Here is a 12595-nt window from a genome sequence, read left to right on the forward strand (position 1 = left end):
GAAGCGGCGCGATTTATCGTGCTGTTTTAACAGATACGCGATAAATCGCGCCGCTTCGGAATGTGCTTGCTTTTCGTTATGCGGCTGTCTTTCTTCGCTTCATACCAATTAATGTCGGGAACACAAACAGCGACTGCCCCAACCCTCGATTGGTCAGTGACCACACCAACACCGAACACAACGAACAGATGGCTACGATGGCAATGGGATACAAGCACGCCCAAAGTATCGAGAACCACGCCTGCTCGTACAGATGATGGCGCTGCGCAAATAAAATGGCTGACATGCCAAAATATTCAATAAATATGCGATGAATAACATAAATTTGCAGGGTATTGCGGCCAATCCAGTTCAGATAGGTCATGCGGAAATGCGCATTCAGCCAGCGACAAATCGCCACGCTTAACAGCACCGCGATGATGCACAGAAACAGGTTCCTGCCGACACCAAAGATAATGTTTACCCCCGCAAAGGCGGCCAGCAGTGCCCAGGGGACCATATTTTCCCGCTTCCAGCTACTGAGTCGCAGCATCAGTGGACTCCAGAACGCTCCCAGCAGGAAAAACAGAAGATATTGCGCCAGACTCTGCGGTCCCCAGTACGGGATAATTTTCACTACCGCCAGATAATTCAGCACCACCGCCACCGCCAGCAACGCCATTCTCTGCTCACGAAAGATCTTGGCTAACAGGAAATAAATGCCCAGACCGTAGAGATACCATGACGTGCTCATCGCCATAAAGGTGAGCTTCAGAAACTCCAACAGCGATCCGGCATAGGCCGCATTGGTATTGTCAGAAATACGTTGCCCGGTGATTTCCGATGAAATGCCATCGATGGACCACCACTGAATAAATCCCCATAAAATATAGAGATAGAACAGATTGGTAATGCGGCTGGTGAAAACCTGCTTCCACGGACGATTCATGATGCCATTCGCCGCCAGCAGTCCCGACACAAAGAAGAAGGCAGGCATACGCAGTGGCGACAGAATGGTATTAAACTTCACCCAAATTTCCGCTGGCAGCCAGCCTGCCGACAGATAATGCACGGTATTTTCGAATCCGGGTAAAACCGTATGGTAGAGCACCACTAACAAAATGCAGGTGCCTTTAAGGGTGTTCACCCATAATATCTCATCGGTCCTGGTGTTATTCATATGATTAACTCCCGCTGTGTCAGTCTTGAACGCGAAATTTGACGCCGAGAAATGAGGTATGACATTTTTAATAGTGAGAGGGATTATCAAACAGGCGGGGCAATCTGACTGTAGCGAAAGTCTTAAAAAATTTTTACTGGCCCTATATAACAATGCGTTACGTCATGACACCGGCCAGCATAACTAAGCAGGCTAATAATTTTCTCCATTTATTTAAACGTTAAAGTGAATATTGATACACATCAATCGCAAATAAACGCGGTCAATAATTAAGATTTATTCACCTGCTTTCAATCCACACGATAATCAAATAAAAGTAAAAATAAACAGCATGTGGCAGTGAGTTAAGAAAAAAAATTCTGCCTGTGCTGCTTATAAATGGCGAAATAGCCAGTTTTCACTGGCCTGTATTTCATCAGGATAACGGCGATGATTTTGCTTCAGTGGCTTGCTTACGCAGTAAACGTGGGTAGAGAAACAGCATCCGCCCCGGACCATGATTTAATAGCGTCCAGACCACTAATGACAGCGAAGTACAGGCGGCTACCCCTGCCAACGGCATCAGTAATGCCCATGCCCAGCTAAAGGTGGTGTTACCAAACCAGCCATAGTGCAAAGCGAGCGTTAGCGCACTTAATCCCAGCAGTTCAATAAAGATGCGGTGCAGCACATAAATCTGTAGCGTGTTCCGGCCAATCCAGTTAAGCCACGCCATATTGCAACGTTGATTGAGGAAGCGGCACAACACTATGCCAAACACGATGGTCAGCAGGCTATAGAAGGGATTCTTGTAACTACCACCGACATGATGCGCCACACCGATTAACGCGATACCGGCCAGGAGCAGCCAGTGTTGCCGCTCAAGGTGGCTGATGGCGATCAATCTCTCGCTAAAGAAAACGCCAAGCAGAAAGTAAAGATAGTTCTGAGCCACGCTGGCGGGGCCCCAACCGGGGATGAGACTGAGCTGTGCAGCATAGTTAGCCACCATTGCCAGCAGCACCAGCGCCACCTTCTGGCGGTGAAACAGCTTGGTGAACAGGAAAAAGCCTGCCAGCGCATAAAGATACCAAAGGCTGGTCATCGACAGCAGCAGCAACTTGATGAACTGAAGTGGAGAATCCGCGTAGGCGGCGTTTTTCGCCGTCGATAAGCGGTCACCCATCATATGCGTTGAAATGTAGTGGATGCACAGCCACTGAATCACGCCCCACAGCAGATAAAGATACAGTATGTTGCTGAATTTCTTTGTAAACACTTCCTGCCAGCTTTTTTTACTGATGGCGCTCGCCGCCAGCAGGCCAGAGACGAAGAAGAAAGCAGGCATACGTAACGGGGAGAGGTATTTATTAAAGGTCACCCAGCCTTCAGCAGGGATGATCCCGGCGGTCAGATACTGCAACGATGGGGCAAAGGTGGTGATGATGGCGTGGTGCAGAACCACCAGCAAAATACAGCCGCCTTTTAGCGTATTGATCCAGAGTACCTCTTGCCTGGCAGACGTCATTGTTAAGTCCTGATTGTGTCATGAATTTGTAAATAATTATTTTTATTTATTAATTCATCACAATCAGTACCACTCTTAAAAAGACCGCAAGAACCCAGCAGAGTAAATGAAGATAAAATAAATACTTAAAAATCAGCACAATGACAAAATAAGGCTGATTTTTTTCGGAAGAAACTGATGTGGGAAAATAAGGAAAACGCCGTGAATCATCCACGGCGCTTAAGATTATTGATTAAGGAATTTATCGAGGAACTGTCGGGTACGGGCATGTTGCGGATTGCTGAACAGCGCCTTCGCCACCCCCTGCTCAACGATACGGCCCTGATCCATAAAGATGGCACGGTCAGCGACGTCGCGGGCAAAGCTCATCTCATGGGTGACAATCACCATCGTACGCTTCTCTTCCGCCAGCGCACGGATGGTATTCAGTACCTCCCCCACCAGCTCAGGATCAAGCGCTGAGGTGGGTTCGTCGAACAGAATCACCTGTGGGCGCATTGCCAGTGCGCGCGCTATCGCCACACGCTGCTGTTGTCCACCGGACAAGCGTCGCGGGAAGCTCTCTTCCTTACCGTGCAGCCCCACTTTATCCAGCAATGAACGTGCACGCGCAATGGCCTCCGCTTTCGGTTCACCTTTGACGATCACCGGCCCTTCGATAATGTTTTCCAGTACCGAACGATGGGGGAACAGATTAAAATTCTGGAATACGAATCCCACCTGCTGACGCAGACGGCGCACCAGTTCCTTCTGTTTGTTGATGCCAAGAGCAGCATCGACGGCAATCTCGCCCACCCGGATGGTGCCACTATCCGGCACTTCCAGCAGGTTGATGCTGCGCAATAAGGTAGTTTTACCCGAACCGCTCGGCCCGATAATCGCAACCACTTCGCCAGAAGCCACGTCCAGATCGATACCGTGCAGCACCGTCTGGCCGTGAAACTGTTTCACCAGCTGACGTACTTCAATGGCACTCATTTCGCCTCCCGATCCTGACGATTAACATGCGCTTCCAGTCGATTCTGCAAGGCGGAGAGTACCGTCGCCATCACCCAATAAATCACCGACGCCGCAAGGTACATGGTAAACACCTCCAGGGTACGCGAGGTGATCAACTGCGCCTGACGGAACAACTCCGGCACCTGAATCGTGGCCGCCAGCGAGGTATCTTTCACCAGGCTGATAAAGCTGTTGCCCAATGGCGGTAGCGCGGTACGTGCCGCTTGCGGCAGGATCACGCGACGAAGCGTTTGCCACGGCGTCATACCGATACTGGCCGCCGCTTCCCACTGACCCCGCTCAATCGCAGCAATCGCACCACGTAGCGATTCCGAGGCGTAAGCGGCGGTGTTTAACGACAGACCAATCATGGCGGAAGGAATGGGATCCAGCTCGATACCAAACTGCGGCAGGCCGTAGTAGATCATAAACAGCTGGGCGATAAGCGGCGTGCCACGAAAGATCGACACATAACATCGCGCCAGCCAGTTAATCGGCCAGAAGTGCGACAGGCGCATCAATGCCAGCACAAAACCAAGTATCAGCCCGAAGAACATGCCGCCGATACTCAGTTGCAGTGTGAACACCGCGCCTTTGAGTAAAAATGGTGCTGAATCCAGCACCAGTTGTAGGCTTTCCTGCATTATTTAGTAACGTCCGCGCCGAACCATTTCTCGGAAAGTTTGCTCAGGGAGCCATCTTTCTGCATATCAGCAATCGCCGCATCAATCGCTTTCAGCAGATCATCATTACCTTTACGCAGTGCCACGCCAGATTCCAGACGCGAGAAGGCCGGGCCTGCCACTGCCATGGTATCGCCAGTTTTCTTCACCAGATCCAGCGCGGCCAGACGATCCACCAGGATGGCATCAAGGCGGCCTGAACGCAGGTCCTGATATTTGGTTGGGTCATCATCATAGGTGCGGATATCCACGCCCTTCACGTTATCACGCAGCCACTGTTCATAGTTGGAGCCGAGACCCACACCGACTTTCTTACCGGAGAGATCGTCCGGCTTAGTAATGCTGCCCGCGTTTTTCTTCAGCGTCAGCGCCTGCACACCGGAAATGGTGTACGGCGTGGAAAAGTCATATTTCTTTTTACGCTCATCCGAAATGGTGACCTGGTTGATGACCACATCGATACGTTTTGAATCCAGCGCGGCCAGCATACCGTCCCATTTGGTTGGTTTCAGGCTGGCTTTCACGCCAAGATGCTGCGCCAGTTGCTGGGCGAATTCCACTTCGAAACCGGTCAGTTTGCCGTTTTCATCCTGGAAGCTGAACGGCGGATAGGTTCCTTCCAGCCCCACCAGCAGCGTGCCGCGTTCTTTCACTTTATTCAGCAGATTTTCTGCCGCGAAGGTTTTCACATTGAAACCGGCGACCAGCGCCACCGCCATCACTCCCATCACCAGTTGGCGACGAACCTGTGAGAAAGCCATAAATACCCCATTTATTATTTGTGAGTTGTGTGTGTTGTGTGCGTTATTTCACCGGGTCAGGCAAATAACGGCCGGATTATAAAACTTTTTTTACCTGCGTCTCAGACCGAAGGATGATAAGCAAATAACGCGGGTGATCCGCCGGTATGGACAAATAACAACGGGCCTTCACGACGGAAACGGTTCTGGCTGATGCCGTCAATCAAACCGGCCATCGCTTTTCCGGTATACACCGGGTCAAGCATGATGCCTTCCAGCCGCGCCAGCAGCTTCACCGCCTCCATCCCCTCTTCGTTCGGTTCGCCGTAGCGCGGAGCATAATATTCATCCCACAGCGTAATGGGCGCGCGCGCTGCAACCTCCAGCTGCTGCGCCAGTGCCGTGCGGATGCGCTCAACCACGGGCAGTTGATCTGCCACTTTGCGCGACACCGTCACACCCACCAGCTCGCTGTCCGGCAGCAGTTGCTCCAGACCAACCGCCAGGCCAGCATGGGTACCGGCACTGCCGGATGCCACCACCACGGCGGCAAAATCCACCACGCCTTCGCTTTGATGCGCAATTTCCTGGGCACATTCCACATAACCGAGTGCACCCAGCGCATTGGAACCGCCCACCGGTACCACATAAGGACGAAAACCCTGTGCTTCGAGACGTTCAGCCTGCTCCGCCAACTGTGCCGTCGGATTATGCAACGCATCGACCATCACCACCTCGACGTCCATAAGATCCAACAGCAGTCGGTTGCCGTTACTCAGGTAGTTTTGTGCCGTGGTTCCAATCGGGTTTTCCAGCAACGCCACGCACTTCAGACCAAGACGTGCCGCCACTGCCGCCGTCTGACGTACGTGGTTAGATTGTATTGCACCCGCCGTCAGCAGCACATCCGCGCCTTCGCGCAGCGCATCGGCCGCGAGGAATTCGAGTTTGCGTAGCTTGTTACCACCGAGCGCCACCGGGGTGAAATCATCACGTTTAATGAAAATATCACGCCCAAGATAGTCAGAAAGACGGGGCAAATGCTCTAGCGGCGTGGGCGCACCCAGCAGCTCAAGACGAGGGAATTGGTGCAAAAGATGTAAGGACAATGCAGCCTCCATTCGGGCAAATTGCAATTATTCTTACAGTGTTGCAGAAGATGAGAAAAGTCGCACCCGGAATTCACCGGGTGCAGTCCCTGTTGCTGGCGTCTTCGACAACAACAGGGGGAGGATCACAGTTAGCTGCGCTGCCAGCCTAAAAACTGGTCATATTTACGCAAAGCGATGCGGTAATTATTATTACCGGCATCAGGTAAATCGTTCTCCAGACACTCATGCCAGCTGTTGCCCCGCAAACGTTCTGCCGGGAAATTTTTCGCCTTGAGCATGTCATCGAGTCGACGTAAACGCACCACGTATTCGCGGATGGTGCTGTGACTCATCTCAGTCTGTTCAAAGAGGTATTGCTTGAACGCCATGATATCGAAGTAATTCGGATGAGTATTACAAAAAATATCGCTGCAAAAACGGCACAACGCAGTCAATTCCGGCTGGAGTTTCATCCACACCTGATCGTCAATCATTTGGTCCATGCGAGCAATGGCCTCTTTATTGATGGTCTGGCCGCGGAACACTAACGCCATACGGTCAAGAACCTTGCCACAATGTGAACAATTGCTTTGGCTGTGCTTGTAGTCTTTAAGGTAGCGACTTAAAGGTCTGGCTTTGGATTTGGCTCCCATTGCTGAGTCCCCGGTTTTATTTTTTTTGGATCCCCAGGAACTGATTCTGTCAGCGCGCTCCCGTTAAACGGGCACGCAGGCGTTTGATCGCCTGACTGTGCAGTTGGCTGACGCGGGATTCGCCCACTTCCAGCACCGCGCCAATCTCCTTCAGGTTCAGTTCTTCCTGGTAGTACAGTGTCAGCACTAATTTTTCACGCTCGGGCAATGCCTCGATCGCTTCAATTACGCGCTCACGCAGATTCCCTTCCATCAGTTGATGAAGCGGGTTGGCTTCTTCATGCCCTTCCGTCACCAGCTCTGCGCTGTCACCGTGTTCTTCCCGATACTCGTCGTAGGAGAAGAGTTGGCTGTTGTTGGTATCGAGCAGAATCTGCCGATACTCCTCCAGCGAAACATTCAATTGATCAGCCACTTCCTGCTCGGTAGCCGCGCGCCCCATCGCTTGCTCTACCTGATGCATGGCGCCAGCCACTTCGCGCGCATTACGGCGTACGCTACGAGGTGCCCAGTCGCGACTGCGCAATTCATCCAGCATTGCTCCCCGGATACGCTGCACGGCGTAGGTGGTAAAGGCGGTGCCCTGTAACGCGTCGTAGCGTTCCACGGCATTCAGTAAGCCAATGCCACCGGCCTGCAACAGATCGTCAAGCTCAACGCTGGCGGGCAACCGTACCTGTAGGCGAAGCGCTTCGTGCCGCACCAGAGGAACGTAGCGCTGCCAGAGCGAATGTTTATCCATCACGCCATCGGCGGTATAGAGATCGTTCACGTTGACTACCCTGCGTTAGTAAAGTTATCGGCATGATTATCTAATTCTGTAGGGCGTTTTGATTGGAGGAATAGGCGGGCAAAGCGCGGTTATTTCAATTTGTAATTGATGGCGGCACAGCAGGCCGCCATCCAAGACTTCCCTAACGCAGATTACGCAGGCGCTGGCGCGTACCGGGCGGTACGTTGTCCCATAACACGCAGGTTTTCCCCTCAAGCGACTGATAGAAAGGGCTAATGTTGCCATCGCTTTCAAGTTGCGCGTTGAACACCACCTGACCGGTTTCCGCATCGATGCTTAACATACGGTTAATAAATAGCCGCTGTAAGTCACTACGCAGGAACAAACCGTTATCCACGCTGTTATCGGCGAGAAATCCTTCTTCATTTTCCTGAGTATCGATATGACAGGCTTCGACCCACGGCCAGCTGTGTCGTTCAGTCAATCGCGTGCCAGTGATCACGCAAGCGCCGTAGCGCGCTTTAACCGCCGCGCTAAACTCGGCCTGACTGGCACGCTGGAATACTCGCGCTTTAACCCGCCTGCCGACTTCAGTACCGGGCATCACCGCAATCGGGACTTTATGTTGCGGTGTACTCAGCACCACCAGGAATTGCACCTTGCGCGATAATGGAAAACAGGGATGAGCCTGCGGGTCGAACAACTGCCAATATTCGTCGTCTTCATTCTGGCGCATCAGCACCAGCTTAAAGCCACGGCTTGCCAGCAGGTTCTGCGCCTCTGCCGAATGGGGATCGAGCATCGCGTAAACGCGGGTTTCCCCGACGACCTTCCAGCGATTTTCTTTCTTTATTTCGTCAGTGCGGCGGAAATAGAGGAAAGCCTGCTGGTTCTTCAGGTAATGCTCAAAGCGACGCAGATAGTTTTTGCGTTCGTTGTCGTCCGAGACAAACAGCAGATCCTCGATCGGGCTATTGATCTCCTGCTGAGCGAACACCGCGCGGATCACCAAATTGCGATAGCTGGTTGACGGGCTCAGCAACCCACGGGCGGTAAGCTCTTTCTCATCAGGATTTTGCTGCATGTAGCGCAACGCGATCTCTTCGAAAGTCAGTAGCTCACCGGGTAACAAGTCATAATTGAAGCGCATAGACACCCCAGAAAATGGAAAAAGTACGGCAAAAATTCGTGTGATTCTGAAGGGAGTTATCGGCAGATTTGCAGGGTTCTGTAACAGGTTGGTTACTTTTTTATGGTAGCGAACAGTGGCCATCACCGGCAAAGCGCCCACGCAATTCAGTCCTGTGCAGTTTACGTCTGGACGAACTGGGCTTCCCGTCTTCGGATTGGCGCGCCCGTTTAAGCGAGGTGGTCCCTCTACTGCTGGAAGCAAACGTGTTGAAAAAGGCAAATTGAGCCAAAAACCCTGTCTGTTTATGCCATTGCACTGACCCAAGCCTGAATAAAATAAGACGGTTAAATTTACTCAGGCTAAGGTTGGACGCCATGTCTTCACCCTCCCGGGCGCTGCTGCTTGATGCGGGATTCGCCTCACTGCCCTTTCTGGATGTATTACGCCAGCACGGTTACCGCACGGCGGTGTGCGGCAGCAAAACCCAAGACCCTGGCCATCGTTTTGCAGATGACAGCAGTCCTGTTAACTATGGTGACGTGCAGCAAGTCATTGACCTGTGTCGCGAATGGGGCATTTCAGCCCTGCTGCCCGGCGTCACGGATGTCTCTTATCTCGCCGGCTCACGGGTCGCAGAACAACTTGGTTTTTCCGGATTCGACACTCCGGATGTTGCTGATACGTTGTTCCAGAAGGATCAGTTTCGCCAATGGGCACAGGCTAACCATTTCCCGGTGCCAGCAGCGGTACAGCAGTTAAGCGAAAGCAATGAATTGTCTTTACCGCTGATCGTTAAGCCAGTTGACGCCTACAGCGGATTAGGGATTACCCATATCTCTGAACGCGAACAGTTAGCTGTTGCTTTCCTCGCTGCTCAACAGGCTTCACGTAGCGGTGAAGCGTTAATTGAGCAGTTTATTAATGGCACGCTGCACAGCCACTCCGCCTTTATTCGTAACGGTGAAATCGTCTGCGAATTTTATGTCGATGAGTTTTGCACCGTTTATCCGTGGCAAGTCAACAGCAGTTCTCTCACCACGCAACTGAGCCGCACATTACAGGATCGCGTCAGCGATTGTCTGGCGACGTTAACGTCACAGCTCGGTCTGTGTGATGGCCTGCTACACACCCAGTTTATGACCGACGGCAACGATTTTTGGTTGATTGAACTGACACGACGTTGTCCTGGCGATCTCTATAGCCGCCTGATCAGCCTATCGACCGGTGTGCCTTACAGCAGCCATTTTGTCGCACCCTTTATCAATATTGATGACCACTTTGACCAACGCCGCCCGGTACGCCAGCGCTTTATCGCCCGTCATACCGTCTCCGTCGCCGAAGCAACCCGTTTCGCGGGTTTTCACTTTGCCGCGTTACCGGCAAAAATACTCGATGTCATCCCCCTCAAGTTACCGGGCGATGCACTGGAAGCCGCTCCGCGCGACCGCGCAGGATTGGTGTTTGCCGAGTGCGCCAGCCTGACCAGGCTGGCGCAACTGACGCCGCATCTGAACCAGTATCTTAATCCCCCGATGCAACAGGAGAGAAAGTCATGACCCAACCACTCAGGATTGCCTTCCTTGGTGGCGGCATCAATTCCGCCATCGGCCAGACCCACAAAATTGCCGCCCAGATGGATGGTGAATTCCATCTGGTCGCTGGCTGTTTCAGCCGCGATGCACAGATAAATCAACAAACAGCGCAGATCTGGGGCATCGCCACCGATCGTCTGTACGACCATTATGAAGCGTTGCTGGCAGCAGAACATTCACAACTGGATGCGGTGGTGATTCTACTGCCTACGCCGCATCATCTCGACGTCATCGTGCGCTGCCTTGAATATGGTGTCGCGGTGATATGTGAAAAGGCATTGGTGGAGTCAGTCGCCAGCGCGCTGGTGGTCAGTCACGCCCTGCAACGTACTGGTGGCCGCCTGTTTGTTACCTATAACTACAGCGGTTACCCAATGGTGCGCGAGCTGCGCCAGCGCATTGCCGATGGCGAGCTGGGGAATATCCAGCAGATCCTGGTAGAGATGCCGCAGGAGGGCTTTAGCCGTCGCAATATGGCCGGGGATGTAGCACGGCCACAAAGCTGGCGTCAGTCCGACGGCGTGATCCCCACGGTATCGCTCGATCTCGGTGTTCATGTGCATCAGTTAGTGGATTTTATTGCGCAACGTCGGGCGACCGATGTCTATGCGATCAATAGCCACTTCACGACGTTACCCAACATTATCGACACCGTCCATGCCGTATCCCGCTATGAAGATGGTCTGGTATGCCAGTATTGGTACGGCAAGGCGGCGCTGGGTTACCGCAATGGCTTACGTATCCGGGTAATGGGCGATAAAGGTAGCGCGGAGTGGTTACAGGTGGAACCGGAAACCCTGAAACTCAGCAATGTGCACGGCCAGGTCACTTTGATTGACCGTACCGATAATGCCAACCGCATCGCTAACCTGCCACGCTACTGCCGCTTCAAGGCAGGTCATCCGGCTGGATTTATCGAAGCCTTTGCTAACTACTATGCGGATATCGCCCAGAGTTTACGTGGCGAACACAACGACTACAGTCAGGGTATTGATACGGCACTGAGCGGGCTGAATTTTCTCGAAAAAGCCCAACGCAGTGCCACGTTACACCAGCCAGTAACGCTGCTGGACTTGCTTTCCCATCCCGCCACTGCGACCGGTTAATGCGCTAACACTTTGCTCCCCCCTTTCGGGGGGAGCCGTTCTCAGGCCGCCGCGGTCTGACTGGCTGCCAACACAATATCAATAATGCGCGCTTGCTCTGTCTCAGTCAGCGTGGGATGGATCGGCAGGCACAGCACCTGCTGGGAAGTGGCACTGGCAACCGGCAGATTGTCAGGATGAGACGACTCATAACCTTTATACATCGGAAACTGCGAAATCAGTGGATAGAAGTAGCGACGGGCGTAAATCCCTGCGTCCTTCATCTGTTGATAAAGCTGGTCGCGCGTCAGTGGAAAGTGTTCCGGGTGGATAAACAGCGGGCAGTAGGCGTAATTCCATTCGGTTTGCGCATCAGCCTGCAACAACGATACCCCTGGCACCGCGGCTAACGCCTCAGCATAGCGTTGATAAATTCGCTGACGCACACCAAACGCGGCATCCACATGCTTTAGCTGCAACATACCAAAGGCTGCCTGGAATTCGCTCATTTTGCCATTGATGCCCGCCGCTACGACCGTTGTTTCATCAGCAAAACCAAAGTTCTTCAGATAATCAATGCGACGTTTAATCTTCTCATCCGGGCAAATAATCGCACCGCCTTCGAAGGTATTAAACACCTTCGTGGCATGGAAACTCAGCACCGATAAATCACCATGATTCAGGATGCTGACCCCTTCGCGTTTCACGGCAAAAGCGTGGGCCGCGTCATAAATCACGCGTAAGCCATAGGTATCGGCAATGCGCTGAATCGCATCGGTGTCACACGGCAGGCCGTAGCAATGCACAGGCATGATGGCGCTGGTTTTCGGCGTAATTGCCGCCTCAATTTTAGCCGGGTCGAGGTTACAGGTCTGAGGATCGATATCGACAAACACCGGCTTGATGCCGTTCCACAACAACGAATGTGAGGTCGCCACAAAGGAGTATGGTGTGGTGATCACCTCACCATCAATACGCAGCGCCTGTAACGCGGTCATCAACGCCAGCGTACCATTAGAAAATAAGCAGATATGTTTCACGCCCAGGTATTCTGCCAGCGCAGCTTCCAGGGCCTGGTGATACGGGCCACCGTTGGTCAGGTATTTGCTCTGCCAGATATTTTCGAGGTAAGGAATAAACTCCTCCAGTGGTGGCAGTAAGGGGCTGGTCACCAGAATATTTTTGTTGTCGTAATGTGGCGCGATTTTTTTCATCGTGGCC

General features: G+C 52.6%; 12 protein-coding genes. 2 read left to right on the top strand and 10 right to left on the bottom strand.

Going from position 1 to position 12595, the window contains the following annotated elements; genetic code table 11:
• Positions 1-76: 76 nt before the first annotated feature.
• The 9 genes from AC6I8R_RS12410 to AC6I8R_RS12450 all read right to left on the bottom strand — a co-directional run bounded on the left by AC6I8R_RS12410 (position 77) and on the right by AC6I8R_RS12450 (position 8715).
• On the bottom strand, positions 77-1159 hold the full coding sequence (locus AC6I8R_RS12410; protein WP_021182899.1) for an acyltransferase family protein: 1083 nt from the start codon (positions 1157-1159) through the stop codon (positions 77-79).
• Between the two features lie 415 nt (positions 1160-1574).
• A complete protein-coding gene (locus AC6I8R_RS12415) occupies positions 1575-2666 on the bottom strand; it encodes an acyltransferase family protein (protein WP_497832396.1) in 1092 nt (363 codons plus the stop codon).
• Between the two features lie 225 nt (positions 2667-2891).
• Positions 2892-3644 carry an L-cystine ABC transporter ATP-binding protein TcyN gene (gene tcyN, locus AC6I8R_RS12420; RefSeq protein ID WP_415174489.1) on the bottom strand — a complete coding sequence of 251 codons (753 nt, stop codon included), beginning with the start codon at positions 3642-3644 and terminating at the stop codon, positions 2892-2894.
• Positions 3641-4309 (bottom strand): cystine ABC transporter permease, encoded by a 669-nt coding sequence (tcyL, locus tag AC6I8R_RS12425; RefSeq protein ID WP_021182895.1) that lies wholly within the window; start codon positions 4307-4309, stop codon positions 3641-3643. The genes tcyN and tcyL overlap by 4 nt, the downstream gene beginning before the upstream one ends.
• The gene (tcyJ, locus tag AC6I8R_RS12430) at positions 4309-5109 is read right to left on the bottom strand and encodes a cystine ABC transporter substrate-binding protein (RefSeq protein WP_021182894.1); all 801 of its coding nucleotides are present in this window, start codon (positions 5107-5109) and stop codon (positions 4309-4311) included. The genes tcyL and tcyJ overlap by 1 nt, the downstream gene beginning before the upstream one ends.
• A gap of 101 nt (positions 5110-5210) precedes the next feature.
• Entirely contained in the window at positions 5211-6197 is a 987-nt protein-coding gene (locus AC6I8R_RS12435; protein ID WP_021182893.1) for a D-cysteine desulfhydrase, read from the bottom strand.
• Between the two features lie 131 nt (positions 6198-6328).
• Positions 6329-6832 (bottom strand): flagella biosynthesis regulatory protein FliZ, encoded by a 504-nt coding sequence (gene fliZ / locus AC6I8R_RS12440; protein ID WP_497832397.1) that lies wholly within the window; start codon positions 6830-6832, stop codon positions 6329-6331.
• A 49-nt stretch (positions 6833-6881) separates the two neighbouring features.
• Entirely contained in the window at positions 6882-7604 is a 723-nt protein-coding gene (locus tag AC6I8R_RS12445) for an RNA polymerase sigma factor FliA (RefSeq protein ID WP_013509526.1), read from the bottom strand.
• Between the two features lie 142 nt (positions 7605-7746).
• Positions 7747-8715, bottom strand: coding sequence for an HNH endonuclease signature motif containing protein (locus AC6I8R_RS12450; protein WP_021182891.1), 969 nt, complete (start codon positions 8713-8715; stop codon positions 7747-7749).
• Positions 8716-9071: 356 nt separating this feature from the next.
• On the opposite strand from AC6I8R_RS12450, the gene AC6I8R_RS12455 reads away from it, so the two are divergent.
• Both AC6I8R_RS12455 and AC6I8R_RS12460 read left to right on the top strand, forming a co-directional pair.
• A complete protein-coding gene (locus tag AC6I8R_RS12455) occupies positions 9072-10253 on the top strand; it encodes an ATP-grasp domain-containing protein (RefSeq protein WP_497832398.1) in 1182 nt (393 codons plus the stop codon).
• Entirely contained in the window at positions 10250-11395 is a 1146-nt protein-coding gene (locus tag AC6I8R_RS12460) for a Gfo/Idh/MocA family protein (protein ID WP_021182889.1), read from the top strand. The genes AC6I8R_RS12455 and AC6I8R_RS12460 overlap by 4 nt, the downstream gene beginning before the upstream one ends.
• A gap of 41 nt (positions 11396-11436) precedes the next feature.
• On the opposite strand, the gene AC6I8R_RS12465 is transcribed toward AC6I8R_RS12460, so the two are convergent.
• Positions 11437-12588, bottom strand: coding sequence for a DegT/DnrJ/EryC1/StrS family aminotransferase (locus AC6I8R_RS12465; RefSeq protein ID WP_021182888.1), 1152 nt, complete (start codon positions 12586-12588; stop codon positions 11437-11439).
• Positions 12589-12595: the final 7 nt, after the last annotated feature.

Source organism: Pantoea sp. X-Soil-OKNW-713 (assembly GCF_059730685.1).